Source organism: Bradyrhizobium sp. 186 (assembly GCF_023101685.1).
In the GTDB taxonomy this organism is placed as follows: Bacteria; Pseudomonadota; Alphaproteobacteria; order Rhizobiales; family Xanthobacteraceae; genus Bradyrhizobium.
On record NZ_CP082164.1, the window covers coordinates 2,865,066 to 2,881,327 of the forward strand.

The window sequence follows — 16,262 nt, forward strand, 5'->3', positions numbered from 1 at the left end:
AGTCCTCTCGTGCCGACTTCATGCGGTTCAACCCCGTTCGGCTGCAAATACCATTTGGAATCACCTCGCTTGACCTGCACCGGATTCACACGGGTGTTGGGATTTAGCCCTCCTTAACAACTATCGCGAGAGACTATCGCCAAGTACTCGTCCGTTATTTTAGGTCGTGCAGGGGATGCGATTGCCGCGGTGAGCAGCGCTTTTTGCTCACGGTCGCTCCTAGTTAGTTGAAAACCATTTAGTGGGTCCCGCGTGAAAGGCACTAAAGCCGATGGGCTGGGATAAGCGCGAAGCGAAGCGCGTTCACTTCGATCATGAACGCCGAGCGGCTCTGTTGGCAACCGACGGCACATGGCGGCGCGAGTGCATACTCGTCGATGTTTCGGAATCGGGTGCAAGACTCCGGATAGACGGATCACCAGACGTGCTCGGAGCCCGAGAGTTCTTCCTGTTACTGTCACCGAATGGCTTGGTTTTCCGTCGATGCGAGTTGGTCCGGCTAGACGGATCGGAGGTTGGTATACATTTTTTGAGTCCAGATGGTTCTCGTCCATCCTCGATGACTGGTGAAAAGAAATAGCCGCAACCGAAATCGTTGGTGCGCCCGCAATGGAATTGATCTGCTTACGAACCATTCCGGCCATCGATACAGAGTCGCTGCTGCCTTGTGAAGCGAAAGAGGCGCTCTTTCGCGACCCGCATGGTTTCCTTCTCTACCTCTCCAAAGAGGTCTCATCGGCGCCGACGGAAGAAAGACTCGTCCGGCTGGCGACACGTGAGGCGCTCGTCTGGCTGAACGAGGCTCCGCACGATCAAGGATCGTTTTGGGGTTAGCTGATGCCGCCTTGGCCCGGCTTTTTTGACCGAGTGGTGCTTTCTTATGTTGGTCCATATAGTCGCCGACGATCCGAAGCAACTATCGAGCGTTCGCTCCTTTCTCGAACGTGATCACCACACGGTGAGCTCAAACCTGCTCTGTGACGCCGCGTTGAAGGCGAAAAATCCGGAAGCTTTAGTCGTACGGGTAGATTTGCGTACGACCGAAAATATCCCTGCCCTGAAAAACATGCTGGATGGGGCTCAGCAAACCCGAAAGCGCATTTTCTTGATCGAGAGTCCTGCTCACGTGTGTGTGTCACAGGCATATGCCTTGGGGGCTACGCTGGTGCTGTCAGGCAATCTGAACGCCGCTAAGCTGTTGCAGGCCCTTTCTCAGGGCCGCAGGGCAGCGAGCGGCCAAACAGAGGTTGGTCGCGAATCGGAGGCTGTCACTACTGCCGCAGGTGCCATCGCTTCGTTGTTTGCGGCGATGACGAGCGGGATGCCAGTCGATCTGGTAGGTGCCAAACAATCCGGCACTAGTCTCGCAGACCATATCGCTGAACATGGTCTAACTCACTGGCTCGCAACGGTGCGCCGCCATCATGAAGGTACGTATCAACACTGCCTGCTTGTCACGGGCATCGCCATCGATTTCGGACTCAGCCTCGGAGTAGGAAGGGCCGATCTCGAACGCCTGCACGAAGCCGCGCTGTTCCATGACGTTGGAAAAGCCAAGATCCCGCTCGCGATTCTCGACAAGCCTGCGCGACTCGATGCGGGAGAACGAGCGCTCATCGAGACCCATCCTACAGCCGGATATGAAGCTCTGAAGGCGCAAAAAGGAATCTCAGCCGAAATACTTGATGCTGTCCGACACCACCATGAGTACCTCGACGGCAGCGGCTATCCAGATCAACTCTCCGGCGGAAGTATCGCGGATATCGTCCGCATTCTGACAATATCCGACATCTTCGCCGCGTTGATCGAGCACCGGCAATATAAGCCAACTATGCCAAGACAAGAGGCTTACAATATCCTGTGCGGGATGAACGGTAAGCTCGAAAGGGCACTTGTAAGGGCATTCAAGCCTGTCGCCCTCGATCGCTGAGAATTGCCAGTTTCAAGGATTGGAACTCAAAGATGCGCAACGTCCTCAAATTCCCGCTTCGATCATCGAACTATAGTACAGGGACTCCGGAGGAGGCGGAGCATCAATCATTTCGATCGGATGGAGGCAGTCGCACTGGAAACGAAAGCAAAGGATGAATTGTGTCGCGTGATCTTTCTGGTTGAACTCGCTCTCACCTCTGCTCATCAAGTGACAATCCGCTTACGCGGCCCTGCCGTCCGTGCCGGCCTCGAAAAACAGATTACCACTATCGAAGAGCTGGTTCAGCTCGCGCGGGACCGAGCTTGCCAACTATGATCATGTGGCTATCCGCGATGCGGCCGAGGCAGTCGCGCGGAAGACATACAATCGATGGTCTCCGGTGACACTGGTTTATGTCGGCAGCCGGTCAGCACGATTTGAAATCTTTGCACGTGCACGGTCCGCAAGTTATTTCAAGCGGATCGCACCGATGCTTGCCTTGCCAAGCCCAGCCGATATGGCGGCACTGCTTGATAATTTCGGCAAAGGCACTGGGCTTTATCTGCCAAGCTGGAGCTACTACTCCTTGTCGCCACACGAACTGATGGGTTCTGATAAAATTGGCACAATAGCGTAAGAGACCTAACAAAGAGCGTTCACCATTGACGTTTTTCCCGGTGCAACGCCTGAGCTTCTATGAAGCATTGATTGAAGCAGCCGCTGAGCGCGCGGCAGAGGCGCGCAAGCCGGCAGACCGCTTCCGGGGAGCGCTAAACACGGATGATCTGTAATCTTTATTCCGTCACCACCACCCGAGCCGCCATCCTCGCGCTCTTCCGCGTGGTCAACCGCTACGTTGGCAACCTATAGCCCATGCCCGGCGTCTTCCCCGATAATCCAGCTCCGGGTGATCCGCAACACGGAAGCCGCGGCCGAGATGGTGCTGATGCGCTGGGGCACGCTGCCACCGCCGCGCACAGGCGGACCGCCGGTCACCAACGCCGGCAACACGTCGCCCCCGCGCTGAAGAAGCTGAGCGGCGGCACCTGATCCTACGTTGATTTTGGGATCGTCCAAATTCCGATAGCTCTCGGTACTCCACCGGAGGTGCGCCTCGTAGCCGGTCAAACTATCTTACCGCGCTTCCAGACGGGCTTTGGCATGACGTGCGGCCACGACAAGGACAATCCACCCATCTTTATTTGCGCGAAATGCGGACGGGCCATGGAGTATCTTGCCACACTGCCAGAGATTGCAGCCCAATCGATCGGGCGTTCCTCCTCGCTTCGAGCCGATCTTCTTTGGCGTCAGCGTCCCCTCGGCAATTCTTCAGCTTCTTCCTTCGCCAACAGCAGGAGCATCTCGATGCCCATCTCACCTTCTTGGGGCGAACTGATGAACCTGATCTCTTCTGCGCTCTCCTGAAGTGTCGCAATCATAGCGACCGCTTGATGAGCTGTCGGCGTTTCGGTCGCCCAAACATCTCGTTCGTTCTTACGTACAAATCCGATCGTGTAGGACATCGCTCCCTCCCTGCAGAAACCCGCCGAAAAGTAGATCGCAAGAACGACGAGGATGCTAGCGGTAATGAGGGCAGTTGCGAGACTCATGCCCACAGTTTCAAAAGGCAGGCCGCTTTTTCTTACTCGTTCCTGAACTGGAACATTAGCCGCAACACGGAAGCCGGGACCGAGATGACACTGATGAGCTGGGCACACCACCACCGCTGCGCACGGGCGGCCCGCCGTCGCTATCCGCAACACGTCATCGCCGCGGCTGGCTGAAAAAGAACCTTGGGTTCCGATTTAGCAGGTCCCAGGCAGCATGAATGTTCGGACAGACCTGGGTTTTGCGTCGGTCTAGCATTACAGTTGCCTTTTTTGCGGGCGTCTGAATCCATGGGCAACCATGATTCGAATGTCGTGGACGCGGGCCGCGTCGGTTGAGGAGACGCTTGCGTTGTGGGCGGCGTCGCTTCGAGAGATCAAGCAACGGATACGTCCGTTGTTCACGCAAGAGCGTGTGGCGACGAATGCAGGCTTGTTCCTGGAAGGTCTGCTCGGAGATGAGCAGCGCAAGACCGGCTGGATGCGCGCGGAGGCGGCTGGCGATCCTGGCCCATGGCGTCAGCAGGCAATTCTGGGTCGTGGAGATTGGGACGCTGATGCCCTGCGCGATATCGTGCGCGACTATGTCATCGAGCATTTGGCGGATGACGATGCGGTGCTGGTGATCGACGAGACCGGCTTTCTCAAGCAGGGCAAAGCGTCATGCGGAGTGGCACGGCAATACACTGGTTCGGCAGGGAAGATTACGAACTGCCAGATCGGCGTCTTCGCTACCTACGTTTCGCGTCATGGTCATGCGTTCATCGATCGCGCGTTGTATCTTCCGAAGGAATGGACTGACGATCCAGATCGTCTGGAAGCCGCATATGTGCCTGCCGATGTCGGCTTTGCGACCAAACCAAAGCTTGCGACGAGAATGATCGCACGTGCGATAGCCGCGTCTGTACCATTCAAGTGGGTTGCCGGTGACACGGTCTACGGTGTTGGCGATATCGAACAGCAGCTACGGCGGGCAGGCAAAGGCTATGTGCTCGGGGTCAGCAGCTCTCATGTCTTCCGATCCTGGGGCAAGCGACAGCCGGTCGCCGGCAAGGCCGAAGACATCGCCCGGACGCGGCGCCCGTCCGACTGGAAGCGCTTGTCGGCGGGAGCCGGAACCAAAGGACCGAGGCTGCATGACTGGTGTTATCTCGAACTGGCCGATCTCGAGGTCGAGCAGTTCAACAGCGCAAATGATGGTTTATGGACGCGCGGTCTGCTGATCCGTCGCCATATCGCCGATGGCGATCTCGCCTTCTTCACCACCTGGTGCCCAGCGGGAACATCAATTGAAACGCTGGTCGCGGTCGAAGGCCATCGATGGGCGATCGAGGACAGCTTTGAAACCGCGAAAAACGAGTTCGGGCTCGATCATAACGAGAGCAGGTCCTGGCATGGCTGGCATCGCCACGTGTCCCTGGTGATGCTCGCCTTCGCCATGATGGCGGCGATCCGCCATCGCGCCAATCCGCCACCGCCAAAAAAACCAAACGCCGCCCCCCGGCAAAAGCCAAAGCACACCCACGCCGCCGCTGATCCGTTGGTCAATCCAGGAAATCCGCCGCATCGCCATCAGGCTTGCTCGAAAGCGGATCCAACCCGCGCATGTCATCGCATGGTCATTCTGGCGCAGAGCTCATCAGGCTGCCGCTCAACGCGCTCACGTCAAATCAAAAAGACAACTGTAATGCTAGGCTGTGACCGACACATTTTAAATTAAACTACTAGGGTCGTGGCCTTGTGCGTACTGTCCTTCTCATTTTCGGGTTGTGGCTGCTGATCAACGTTCTCTTTGTTTTGGTTGTCGTGCCCTCGCGCAGGCCACGCCCCCTACGAGATCATCCGAGCGAAGTCCATCCCCGGCACCGATCCACAAGAAGGCCCGCCGATAAGCCTGCATCACTGCGGTACGTTATTTACTTCGAAGCGTATGCTCGCCTTCAAAGGGCCTGCCCAGCCAGCCCCAGCTCGGTGACGCTCTCAATGCGGGGCACCTATGTACTTATATCTCGAAGTTAAATGCCTCGACTGCGAGACGCATCAGGCCGTCGCGCTCGATCGTCGTGCGGCGGCCGAAGAATACGCCGATCCACGAGTTGTTCGGAGGTGCGAGGCTATCTCCTCCCGGGGCTGGACAGCGCCGCCTGCAATTATTTCAAAGCGGGCGGCGGTGTGTTTCCGGACGTACGAAAAGGCCCCAGGACTGGGGCCTTTGCGTTTCAGCGCTACTGATCTTTGTAGATCGTTACCAGAATGCACAGGGGGCGAATTGGTTCCGGCCCGAACGGGCCTCGTTTGCTCCTCGCGCTCGATCGTCTCAGCCGGGAACAAATGCTCTGAAGTTGCGTTAGCCGCCACCTTCACGCGGGAGAATGGCGGGTGCAATCTGTCGATTACTATTTAAGGCAAGCCGAAGTTGCCTCCCGGTTCGCTCTCGCCGAGTCTGATCCAGAAAAAGCACAGGCCATGCATATCTTGGCTCTGGAGTTTTTCGAGAAGGCCGAAGTGGCGAAGACCAAGCGATCCCTCCCGCCAACCAAGTCGCCGATCCGCTGAAAGTTAGGTCGCATGTTCGTCGCCGTGGCAATGATGGTGGCGATCACGGGCGGCTTGGGATTGTTCATGCTAGCAGTCACGCTGGCGGCCTTCTCTTATTTCGACGGGCGATCCAAGCGCGGCACAAAAAAACGGCCTCAGCGAGGGTAATGCTGAGGCCGTGATGGGGGTCTAACAGCTCCGACGGGGGCCGTCAGAGCGGTTGTTGCAACGTTTCAGATCGCCACTTGTTCCGGGATGGAGAGCAGGTAAGGCAACATAGAACAGACCGTCGCGCTCAACGCAGGCACAGCAATCCGACGTTGGTGACGAGAACGATGAACCCGGTCATCGCAACGCACAAAAACAACGCTCAATGAAATCCATCCAGACGCCCTCGCCATTCCCAGCAAAGACATACTTCCCCTTCACGTCGGCTTAGCTCACAATCTATAATTGTACGGATCATGTCCCGGGATGCTGCTCCGACCGGTGCTCCAGTTCGATGTCGTGCCGCCACCGGAGAAGATGTTCGCCGGGAAGATGCGCTGGGAAAGTATCAGGCTGTCCGCTCTCAACCCATTGCAGACCTAAGCCGGACATCGGGGCATGTCCGCGAAGGGCCGATATTGTTGCAAAAGTCGAAAATCGAACGACCCCAAAAATCTCGCCAAAGTCGATCTTGAGACCTCTCTGCTGCTGCGCCGCTTTTCAGCGCCACTACGGAGGTCCGTGATCGATTTTGGATCAAACGATATGGTTCCCTCACATCGCCGCGCGCAAACCGCATCAGCGGCCCTAAGAATTTTCGTGCGCCACCCCAAAAAAGACTTTTGCAACAAAATCGGCACAACAGGCGACATTCGAATTTGAACAGACCGCCAACTGAGGCGGCCTTACTCCGGGCTTGTAGTCCAGGTTCCGTCATTGCAGCCGTTTCGGCGTCAGGATCGAAATCCGCTCTACTTAGGGGCTATCGAGCTCAAGCAGGCGGAGCAGAACGAGTGCGGGTCCACTTGACCTACGTCGGCCTTGCTCTCAATTGCGTAGTGCCTTCACAGGAATGCCAGCGCTTGCGCGATTGCAGCCTGGGTCACGTAGTTGGGCCAGGGCCTACAGCGCAGGCGGATAGCGGCGATATCGGGGACGTGCTGATCCATGGCGCGAATTATGACGCCAGTGGGTGAATGTTCTGAGGGCTTTAGATCGTCCTGCGACTTTGGCCCGAGGAGCTTGGAACCGCGTCCGAGGTGGCGCCTGCGTATCAGCGCCGCATAAGTCATGTTGCCGCGCGGTCAAAACGCGCGCGACGATGCGTACCATTGTTTTTCTGATCGCAAAGGTTCGTCTAGAGAGTGGATTTTATCGATCGTGGGGTGCGCTCTCGGGAGAGGCCAGCACATGATTGAGCTCTGGAACAAATGGTACGGGACCTTGGCTTCGGTCGAGGCGCTCGCAGCCGTCGTCGTTATTGCCGTGGTGACGGCTGGCGTTATTACGCTAATTGAGAGTCGGCGGCATAGGACAAAACATTGAATGGGGAGACGTCGGCAAACGGTCATCCAGACCGGAGTAGTTCAGTAATTAGCGGCGCTATAAGGCGCTCCTATCCAGGAGGACAAAATGATTGCTTCTCATGCAAGCTGGACAAACAGGAATGCGCCCTGGCGGGACACATTCTGTACATTCGCGCTGTTGAGCATCCTTGTCGCGGCTCCCGCATTCTTGATGATACTCTTGCTGGATCCCCAACTCGTCTTGCCTGCGCTCAGCATTCTGCTTTTCTCAGACGCGATGATCACGGCCCTCTTGGCCCTGGCAAAGTCAGAAAATATAGCGTTAGAAAATGTAACGCTATGGGATATTGCCGGTGCATTCACCATGATGGGCTGCGCTGCGGCGATTCTTGGCGAACCGGATCAAGTGGCCCTGTTTTTCGAGCAACCGGTCGAACAACATCCGGGCACGCCGGCTATGGGAGACAGTCACCACGCCCCCTGACAGCCGGCGACGTCGGACTAGAGTTGAGTTAGAGCGGCCCCGGTTTGTCTGCGGCACGGGACTGCGACACGCATCGGTGAACCGATTAGACACATACAAACCACCAAAAATCCGCGCTGAGAGCGGGCCATTTCTCCCGGCACCGGGGTGTGCGACGCGTGTTTGAATTTCTCACTACAGATGTCTTGAACGTATTATTGCAGGTCGTTCTGATCGACCTTGTGCTCGCTGGCGATAACGCCATCGTCATCGGTCTTGCCGCAGCGGGACTTCCTCAGGCGCAACGAGTCAAGGCGATTGTGATCGGGATCGTTGCCGCGACGATACTGCGCATGCTGTTCGCCGGGTTAGCGACGCAAATCCTCCAGATCGTCGGCCTCCTGCTCGCTGGCGGGATCCTGCTGTTGTGGGTGTGTTGGAAAATGTGGCGAGAGTTGCGCGCGTCCTCCACAAATCCTATAGGTGCGAAGGAGACTGCTGAAGCAATCGCAGGAAGCAAGCCCCGCAAGACACTCGTCCAAGCGAGTTGGCAGATTATTGCGGCCGACGTTTCCATGTCGCTTGACAATGTCCTGGCCGTCGCAGGGGCGGCGCGCGAGCATCCAGTGGTCATGATTTTCGGGTTGGGGCTTTCCATTGCGATGATGGGCGTGGCCGCTTCTCTTATTGCGCGCCTTCTGCAAAATCATCGATGGATTGCTTACGTCGGCCTGGCCGTCATTCTCTACGTTGCAGTCGAGATGATCTTTCGCGGAACATTGGATATCATGAAGGTAGCGTCGATATGACATGACATACCGCTGCTTGGTGGCCTGCGTCTGTTTCGGCCCCCACATAGGAAGCACTTCCGCTAATGGAATGGTCCGGCCGTGCTCCGGCCCTGCCAGCACGACAAGCTGGCAAGGGGCGCCCAAGACAAGGAGCACGCCATGTCTCAGAAACTCAGCTCAGCGATCGCCGTGATAGGCATCGATATCGGCAAGAACTCGTTCCACATCGTGGGCCACGATCAGCGCGGCGCAATCGTGCTGCGGCAGAAGTGGTCACGCGGCCAGGTAGAAGCACGGCTCGCCAACCTGCCAGCGTGCTTAATCGGTATGGAGGCCTGCGTCGGCGCGCATCATCTCAGTCGCAAGCTCCAAATGCTCGGCCATGACGCCCGACTGATGCCCGCGAAATACGTGCGCCCCTATTCGAAGGGACAGAAGAATGACTTCCGTGATGCGGAAGCCATCGCCGAGGCTGTCCAACGCCCGACCATGAAGTTCGTCGCGACCAAGACCGCCGACCAGCTCGACCTGCAGGGGCTGCACCGCGTGCGCGAGCGATTGGTCGGTCAGCGTACCGGCGTCATCAATCAGATCCGTGCGTTCCTGCTGGAGCGGGGCATCGCCGTGCGGCAAGGCCTGCGTTCGCTGCGGTCCGAGTTGCCGGGTATTCTCGCGACGCGCACCGATGTCCTCGCGCCTCGCATGTTGCGCATCATCGAGGACCTGGCAGGAGACTGGCGCCGACTGGACGCGCGCATTGAGGACCTCTCCAGCGAGATCGAAGCATTGGCTCGTCAAGACAAAGGCTGCGAGCGACTGATGACGGTCCCGGGCATCGGCCCGATCATCTCGAGCGCGATGGTAGCCGCGATCGGCACTGGAGACGTGTTCTCGAAAGGCCGCGACTTCGGCGCCTGGCTTGGACTGGTGCCGAAGCAGATATCGACAGGCGACCGCACGATCCTCGGCAAGATATCAAGGCGCGGCAATCGCTACCTGCGCGTTCTGTTCGTGCAAGCCGCGTGGGTTGTGCTGGTCAAGGTCAAGTGTTGGGAGCGCTATGGCCTCAAATCTTGGATCGAAGCCGCCAAGAAACGATTGCACCACAACGTGCTGGCGATTGCGCTCGCCAACAAGCTCGCCCGCATCGCCTGGGCGGTTCTCAACAAGGGGCGCGCCTTCGAGTGCGTCAAGACAGATGAGGTGGCGTCCCGACCTGCTTGATCCTCGCGCCGTGCTCGGGGCCGTCAAGGCGCAGCCTGGCAGCGGTCGAGCAAGCCGTCAGGACAGCACGACGGCCGGCCTTGACGGCCCTTGCGCGCGGCGCGTCTGCGCGCGCAGGCCGGGACGAAGGAACGACCGCCAGGCACGAACAAAGGAACAGTGCGAAGTGAGGAGCTATCGATGACGTAACCAACATCCCTTACCCGCCGAGGTCTGCGAGAGGATGAGACGACGATGGAGAATCGGTCTTCCCGGCGCATGCGAACACTGGTGACCCGAATGGCCCCTTCGAGGCCTGTCCGCTAATTAGCTCGAATGCGCGCTGATATCCATGATGGCCCGGAGCACAACACGCTCCAATCAGAGGCCGGATACATTGATGCAAGACCGCATCTGCCAGGTTGACGAAACCTCTTGCAACGCGCGGCCGGACCATACATTGGGTCACTTGCGGGCGTAGCGGCCATCTTCGAGCTTGGTCCGTTCGCACCCCGCAAGCCGATGTCAGGGGTAGAAACAGAGAGGCAGCTAAGGGCGAGAAGCAGACGAGCCGAGATCACATCTTGCGGTTGTAACGCGAGGGATTCTGTACATAATAGCCGGATGGAAATTCGGGATGCCAAGATTGAGGACGCAGAAGCCGCTTGCCTCGTTATGAGGCGGTCCATTGCGGAGCTATGCACGGCCGATCATAACAACGATAGGGCCATTTTAGGGCGTTGGTTGGCGGTCGCATCTCGCGCTTCAGTGACTGCTCGGGTGTAGAACTGGCCGGCGCCGTGGGCCGACCCGACATAAGCACCGACGATCCGTTGCAGGTGGATCTGCATGGCGCGTTCACTCAGCCCATCCTTGAGTGCGTCGGCGGTCTCGATGACGAGCCGCTCGTGCAAGTCGCGGATGCCGTCGCTGTCCAGGACCGCAAGACCGAAGCTCTCGGAGATGCGCAGTGTCTGTGCGGAGTCGGGGCAGACGAGGCGGACCATTTCGAGCGTCGTGCCGCGGCGGAGCGGGATGACACGGGCGGAGGAGCGGGGGGAGCGGACGGTCTTGGTCATGATGAGATCCTTTCTCGGTTTCGCCTTGGGAAGCGATCGGACCTTGGTCGTCGCTCCCTCGGGTGCGGTCGACCAGAACCGGCTTCAGCGGCCCGCTTCAGGGGGCGGTGGCTGCCAAGGAGAGCATGGGTGGGTCGCGGGCGAGCGGGCCCTCAGGCCTGCGAAGAACGCGGCCCCCCAACGCGAGACGGCGGCCGTCGATCGCTTTGCGACTTGCCCTTGAAGCGGACCGCGGCCGGTTCAGACCGCAGCACAAACCGAGGGAGTGACGGCCAAGGGTCAGCGGGGGGCCGAAAACCGTGAGAGGTCGGGCCATACCCGCCGAAAGCACCACGTCGCCAGCGAGCGTTCGCGTGCGCCGCATGCGCTGGGATGATCACGTCCGTCCTGACTCACCGCAACGCGGCGAAGGCGCGCTGGCGCGTCCGAAACTCGGCGATCGCCGTCTCCTGCCGATCGAGCTTGCGCGTGAGAGCGTCGATCTCGCCTTGACGCGCCAAGGCGAGCTCAGCGACATGCTGCTGAAACAGCCGCTCGTCCGCGCTCGTCCAGCTCGATGCGTTCCAGCCGCGCTGCCGGCGCTTCGCCCGGTCGGTGATCGTCAGCCGTTCGGCGCGTGACGCGATCTGGCGCTCGATGACGCCGAGACGGCGCTGCGTCTCTGCTTGCGCGGCTTCCATGCGCGTGAGGAGGCGTCATTCTTGAGGCTCGATCATCGCTCCGTCCCTACAGCCCGTAGGGGAAAGGCGGTCTCGTCGGGCGTGTCGTCGTCCGGGAGGGAGACCGCGGCGATGGATGAGGCGACGTCGTCGCCGACGACCGCCCAGTCGACAAGCGCCGCATCGTTGCCGGCGTGCTTGCGCATGCCGGGCGGGAGGATGCCGTCGAGTGCGTAGGCGATGGTGCTCTCGGGATGATGGTGCGCGTGCACGAGGAGATTGATGGCGACGTGGTAGAGCGCCTTCGCTCGCTGGAAGGTTCTGTCCGCTCTCCCATGTAGCTCCCAGAGTTTCTGCCGGCCCCTTGAACGTCCCCGTTGAACATCCAAATGACCTCCATATACCATCCCACTGGCTGGCAAAAAATGGGTGCTATGATGACCGATAATGTACGCGAGCTGCGACCCAGGACCCCGGATACGGAGAAGATCACGGTCAACCTCGGCTACGTCGACCTCGGTCACGTCGATCTCATGGTGCAGGAAGGGTTCTACTCAAACCGGACCGATTTCATTCGGACGGCCATCCGCAATCAGCTCGAACGCCACGCAGACGTCGTCAAGCAGTCGACAGCCCGGAAGAGCCTGGACCTCGGGCTGCGGAATTACAGCCGCGAGGATCTCGAAGCGGCGCGGCGCGCCGGCGAGATGCTGCATATCAATGTTCTTGGCCTGGCGACCATCGCCCAGGACGTCACGCCCGAGCTTGCCCGCGCCACCATCGCCTCGGTCTCGGTGCTTGGCGCCTTGCATGCCACGTCCGCGGTCAAGACCGCACTCGCCGACAGAACGAGGTGATGCGATGCTGAATCAGGACGTAGTTCGCGAAGCCACTCGCCTGACACGCGCCGGCCAGCTGGTCGAGGCCACCGCGCTCCTGCAACGCATGCTCCACGGCGAGTGCGCCCCGGGACCGACGTCCGGCAGCACTGCCCGAACCGCGCCCGCGAGGCTCGAGCCGCCAACCATCGACGTGAAGGCCGACGTCGTCGAGGAGAGGGAAAGCCGGCAGCCCACGCAAGCTTCCTCCGCTCCTCCGCGACGCAAACGCCCCGCGCCGCTCGACGGCGTGAGAGAGCTGTCCGGGCTCGGCATGCGAGGGCCGATCAGGCGGGCTCCGCCGTCCACGTCCGATATGATGCCCGAGGGCACACGGTTCATCGAATGCACCTTCAGCAACGCAGCGGGAAGGCGAACCTACAAGCTATTCATCCCAAGCCGCTCTCAGGGACAATCGCTCCCCCTGGTGGTCATGCTTCACGGCTGCACCCAATCGCCTGATGATTTCGCCGCCGGCACCCGGATGAACTTCCTGGCCGAAGAGCAGAATTGCTTCGTGGTCTATCCCGAACAGCCCAGCGGAGCCAACCAGGCGAAGTGCTGGAACTGGTTTCGCACGGGCGATCAGCAGCGGGGTGGGGGCGAACCCTCGCTGATCGCCGGCATCACCCGCCAGATCATGCGGGACCATACAATCGATCCGAAGCGCGTCTACGTCGGAGGCCTGTCGGCCGGCGGGGCCGCTGCCGCCATCATGGGAGCGACGTATCCCGACCTGTATGCGGCTGTCGGCATTCATTCCGGCCTCGCCTGCGGGGCCGCGAGCGATCTTCCCTCCGCCTTCGTCGCCATGCGGCGGGGTGGCGGGTCCGGAGCAATTGCGGACGGCGCATCGCCCGTGCCGACCATCGTTTTCCATGGCGATCGCGACACCACGGTGCATCCGAACAACGGCGACCGAATTTTCGAGCAGTCCGCCGAAGTGACGAGTCCGACAACGAAGGTGTTTCGCGGACAGGTGCCCTACGGGCATGCCCATACCCGCACCATCCTTACCGACGCGGGCGGGCGGACGATCTCCGAGCACTGGAGCATTCACGGTGCCGGCCACGCATGGTCGGGCGGCAGTCCCGCCGGCTCCTACACCGATCCGCGAGGGCCGGACGCGACGAGGGAAATGCTGCGCTTCTTCCTTGAGCATTCGCTTCCGGACTAGACCGGCCGGCTGTTCGCCACCGTCGCAACAAGCGGCGAGAGCGCACCGGCACGGGGCAAGTTTTCGCAGACGGCTTGAATCCGCGCCGCGCCCGGCAGCTAAGCTGCGGCAGCAGGGGAAAATTCCGATGAAGGCGCCGTTTCCATTCCGGAAAGCGTGCCCGGTGTGCGGCAAGCCTATGAAGGTCGAGCCCGAGAACCAGACGGGGCGGGAGCGCTACGTGTGCACCGCTTGCGAAGACGACCCGTTGCACGATCCCGCCGTCCGCAAGTGGACCGACAGCCCGTTGAGGCCTCCAGCGAAGTAATCGAGGCCGTTGGAACGCAATTCAGGCAAAGCCTTTGACTCCAGGGAGCGTCGCCCGCCGTTTGAGTACCGCGCCTGTAGCGGAGAGCCAAAGGCTCACGCCCGCTGTTCAGATATGAGCTCGCACCGATAGCCAAAGGCGGCGGTCCCGTTACCCCTCGCAACCAGCGATGGACGCTTGAAGAAACCCGCGAAGACGCGCGAAGAACTCGAGGCCGCGATCCGACTGGAGATGGAAGACATCAGCGAGTTGCCGACGGACCTCGCCATCTCGGTCGTGCCCCACGAGGACACCTGGAAGATCGCGATCATGACGGACGGACCGCAAGATGCGGGGCGCTCCGAGATGATCGATGCGATCGCGGACAGGCTGCGCGCCCAGTTCGACTTGAAAAGCTGAACCCGATGCGACGGTTTCACAGCGCGCTCAGATCGTCCGGAACGTTGCCGAACTTGCGGATGACCTGGACGTCGCCGAAATCGCCGGTGGCCGGGTCTCCGGAGCGGCTGAAGGCGACCGCACCGACGATGCCGGGCTTCCGGGAAAACGCCTCGGCCTTCATCACGGCCGCGTTCGGGTTGAAACACTCGACCGCCTCGCCCGCGGCGACGCCGTCGTCGGCGGCCATGAAGGCAGCGCGACATAGTAGGTGACATCCATCGCAGTCATTCCTTGCGCTCGCGCTGCACGTCGTAGCGGCGGCGCGAATATCCCGTCGAGACCGCCCGCCCGAAGTTCGTCGACCTGGGCCTCCAGGAAATCGATCGCCACCATCAGCGCCTTGACCGTCTCCCTGGCATCGCCGCCGCAAGCCGCAATGGCCTGGTCGGCCGCGAGCTCTAGGTCGACGGCGGGAGATACGGAGGGCTCGGGTGCGGCGGACATGGATGCCATGTTCCGTTTTTGTTCACGGAGAGTCAAGCGACCGATCACGGATTCCGCTGCCGCCGCACCCTGGTTAAGGATGGATCGCGGGGACAAACGGCTGCGGTGTCGGAACTAGCCCGACCTGATCGTCTTGAGTCCGAGCCGCCCACAACGGAGTTCTGCGTAAATGGCCCCCCGCGCCAATTGGAAAGGTTTCCTTCGCCTCTCGCTCGTCACCTGCCCGGTCGCGCTCTACCCGGCCACGTCGGAGAGCGAGAAGATCTCGTTCAATCAGCTCAACCGAAAGACCGGCCACCGCATCAAATACGCCAAGGTGGACGCCGACACCGGCGAGGAGGTCGCCAACGAGGACATCGTCAAGGGCTACAAGGTAGACACCGACACCTTCATCGAGGTGACGAAGGAAGAGCTCGAGAACGTCGCGCTGGAATCCACGCGTACCATCGAGATCGACGAGTTCGTCGACCGTAGCGAGATCGACCCACGCTACCTGATCCGCCCCTACTACCTAAGGCCCGACGGCAAGGTCGGTCACGACGCCTTCGCCGTCATCCGCGAGACCATCCGCGAGATGAACAAGGTCGCGATCGGGCGCGTGGTGCTGACCAACCGCGAGCACATCATCGCACTCAAGCCGCTCGACAAGGGGCTGATGGGCTACGAGGTCCGATCCGAGGAGGAGTATTTCGATGAGATCCAGGACGTCAAAGTCACCAAGGACATGCTCGATCTCGCCAGGCACATCGTGAACCAGAAGTCGGACCGGTTCGAGCCCGACAAGTTCGAGGATCAGTACGAAACGGCGCTCGTCGACCTCATCAACCAGAAGCGCGCCGGCAATCCGATCACGCCGAAGGAGCGCCCCGCCGCCGGCAACGTCGTCGACCTGATGGAGGCGCTGCGCCGGAGCGTCGGCGGCGCCGCGCCGGCGAAGGCAGGCAAGACCGCCAAGAAGCCGCGCAAGGCGGCAGCCGGGCAGAAGGAAATGCTGATGCCGATCGAAGGCAAGAAGCCCAAGGAAGCGGCCGCCAAGAAACCGGCAGCCAGGCCACAGCGCAAGTCGGCCTAAGCTTCAGCTCAGCAAAAAGGGCCGCCGGGAATATGACCAGCGGCCCCACCGGGCTCAAAATTGGATGGCAATGAAAAAGCTCAGCCCCGGTTAATCCGAGCCTATGCGCATGGTTGAAACTGTGGAGTCAAAACTCTTGTTCCTGATGGAGGAACAAATCCTGTGTCGCGCGCGTAT

17 protein-coding genes and 4 pseudogenes are annotated in these 16,262 nt (G+C 60.2%); 16 read left to right on the forward strand and 5 right to left on the reverse strand.

What is annotated here, in order from left to right; all coding sequences use genetic code 11:
* Positions 1 to 271: 271 nt before the first annotated feature.
* From IVB18_RS13480 to IVB18_RS13500, 5 genes and pseudogenes are all read left to right on the forward strand, one after another.
* The gene (locus IVB18_RS13480; protein WP_247989584.1) at positions 272 to 580 is read left to right on the forward strand and encodes a PilZ domain-containing protein; all 309 of its coding nucleotides are present in this window, start codon (positions 272 to 274) and stop codon (positions 578 to 580) included.
* Positions 581 to 609: 29 nt separating this feature from the next.
* Complete coding sequence (locus tag IVB18_RS13485; protein WP_247989585.1) at positions 610 to 834, forward strand: hypothetical protein; 225 nt, start codon at positions 610 to 612, stop codon at positions 832 to 834.
* Between the two features lie 46 nt (positions 835 to 880).
* Positions 881 to 1,930, forward strand: a complete 1,050-nt coding sequence (locus IVB18_RS13490; protein ID WP_247989586.1) for an HD domain-containing phosphohydrolase — start codon at positions 881 to 883, stop codon at positions 1,928 to 1,930.
* A gap of 382 nt (positions 1,931 to 2,312) precedes the next feature.
* A complete protein-coding gene (locus IVB18_RS13495; RefSeq protein WP_247989587.1) occupies positions 2,313 to 2,549 on the forward strand; it encodes a hypothetical protein in 237 nt (78 codons plus the stop codon).
* Between the two features lie 146 nt (positions 2,550 to 2,695).
* Positions 2,696 to 2,936, forward strand: a pseudogene (locus IVB18_RS13500) (SOS response-associated peptidase); the annotation flags it as partial.
* A 283-nt stretch (positions 2,937 to 3,219) separates the two neighbouring features.
* Here the strand turns inward: IVB18_RS13500 and IVB18_RS13505 are convergent.
* Positions 3,220 to 3,435, reverse strand: coding sequence for a hypothetical protein (locus tag IVB18_RS13505; protein ID WP_247989588.1), 216 nt, complete (start codon positions 3,433 to 3,435; stop codon positions 3,220 to 3,222).
* Positions 3,436 to 3,820: 385 nt separating this feature from the next.
* On the opposite strand from IVB18_RS13505, the pseudogene IVB18_RS13510 reads away from it, so the two are divergent.
* The 7 genes and pseudogenes from IVB18_RS13510 (at position 3,821) to IVB18_RS13540 (ending at position 10,049) form a co-directional block, all read left to right on the forward strand.
* Positions 3,821 to 5,055: pseudogene (locus IVB18_RS13510) on the forward strand (IS701 family transposase).
* A gap of 843 nt (positions 5,056 to 5,898) precedes the next feature.
* Positions 5,899 to 6,075: a hypothetical protein gene (locus IVB18_RS13515; RefSeq protein ID WP_247989589.1), complete on the forward strand. Its 177-nt coding sequence runs from the start codon at positions 5,899 to 5,901 to the stop codon at positions 6,073 to 6,075.
* A 12-nt stretch (positions 6,076 to 6,087) separates the two neighbouring features.
* Positions 6,088 to 6,225, forward strand: a complete 138-nt coding sequence (locus IVB18_RS13520) for a hypothetical protein (protein ID WP_247984677.1) — start codon at positions 6,088 to 6,090, stop codon at positions 6,223 to 6,225.
* 438 nt (positions 6,226 to 6,663) lie between these two features.
* The gene (locus IVB18_RS13525) at positions 6,664 to 6,927 is read left to right on the forward strand and encodes a hypothetical protein (protein ID WP_247989590.1); all 264 of its coding nucleotides are present in this window, start codon (positions 6,664 to 6,666) and stop codon (positions 6,925 to 6,927) included.
* Positions 6,928 to 7,677: 750 nt separating this feature from the next.
* The gene (locus IVB18_RS13530; RefSeq protein WP_247989591.1) at positions 7,678 to 8,055 is read left to right on the forward strand and encodes a hypothetical protein; all 378 of its coding nucleotides are present in this window, start codon (positions 7,678 to 7,680) and stop codon (positions 8,053 to 8,055) included.
* A gap of 158 nt (positions 8,056 to 8,213) precedes the next feature.
* On the forward strand, positions 8,214 to 8,843 hold the full coding sequence (locus IVB18_RS13535; protein ID WP_247989592.1) for a TerC family protein: 630 nt from the start codon (positions 8,214 to 8,216) through the stop codon (positions 8,841 to 8,843).
* A gap of 141 nt (positions 8,844 to 8,984) precedes the next feature.
* Positions 8,985 to 10,049, forward strand: a complete 1,065-nt coding sequence (locus IVB18_RS13540) for an IS110 family transposase (RefSeq protein ID WP_247989593.1) — start codon at positions 8,985 to 8,987, stop codon at positions 10,047 to 10,049.
* Positions 10,050 to 10,774: 725 nt separating this feature from the next.
* On the opposite strand, the pseudogene IVB18_RS13550 reads toward IVB18_RS13540, so the two are convergent.
* The 3 genes and pseudogenes from IVB18_RS13550 to IVB18_RS13560 all read right to left on the reverse strand — a co-directional run.
* Positions 10,775 to 11,107 (reverse strand): annotated as a pseudogene (locus IVB18_RS13550) (hypothetical protein); the annotation flags it as partial.
* A 392-nt stretch (positions 11,108 to 11,499) separates the two neighbouring features.
* The gene (locus IVB18_RS13555) at positions 11,500 to 11,787 is read right to left on the reverse strand and encodes a hypothetical protein (protein ID WP_247989594.1); all 288 of its coding nucleotides are present in this window, start codon (positions 11,785 to 11,787) and stop codon (positions 11,500 to 11,502) included.
* Positions 11,788 to 11,819: 32 nt separating this feature from the next.
* Positions 11,820 to 12,155, reverse strand: coding sequence for a hypothetical protein (locus tag IVB18_RS13560; RefSeq protein ID WP_247989595.1), 336 nt, complete (start codon positions 12,153 to 12,155; stop codon positions 11,820 to 11,822).
* 48 nt (positions 12,156 to 12,203) lie between these two features.
* Here IVB18_RS13560 and IVB18_RS13565 point away from each other — a divergent pair, with 48 nt between their 5' ends.
* From IVB18_RS13565 to IVB18_RS13575, 3 genes are all read left to right on the forward strand, one after another.
* On the forward strand, positions 12,204 to 12,623 hold the full coding sequence (locus IVB18_RS13565; protein ID WP_247989596.1) for a CopG family transcriptional regulator: 420 nt from the start codon (positions 12,204 to 12,206) through the stop codon (positions 12,621 to 12,623).
* 4 nt (positions 12,624 to 12,627) lie between these two features.
* On the forward strand, positions 12,628 to 13,821 hold the full coding sequence (locus IVB18_RS13570) for a PHB depolymerase family esterase (protein ID WP_247989597.1): 1,194 nt from the start codon (positions 12,628 to 12,630) through the stop codon (positions 13,819 to 13,821).
* Between the two features lie 484 nt (positions 13,822 to 14,305).
* Entirely contained in the window at positions 14,306 to 14,527 is a 222-nt protein-coding gene (locus IVB18_RS13575; protein ID WP_247989598.1) for a hypothetical protein, read from the forward strand.
* 16 nt (positions 14,528 to 14,543) lie between these two features.
* Here the strand turns inward: IVB18_RS13575 and IVB18_RS13580 are convergent.
* A pseudogene (locus IVB18_RS13580) lies at positions 14,544 to 14,788 on the reverse strand (hypothetical protein).
* Positions 14,789 to 15,182: 394 nt separating this feature from the next.
* Between IVB18_RS13580 and IVB18_RS13590 the strand changes: the two are divergent.
* Positions 15,183 to 16,085 (forward strand): Ku protein, encoded by a 903-nt coding sequence (locus tag IVB18_RS13590; protein ID WP_247989599.1) that lies wholly within the window; start codon positions 15,183 to 15,185, stop codon positions 16,083 to 16,085.
* The last annotated feature ends 177 nt before the right edge of the window (positions 16,086 to 16,262 follow it).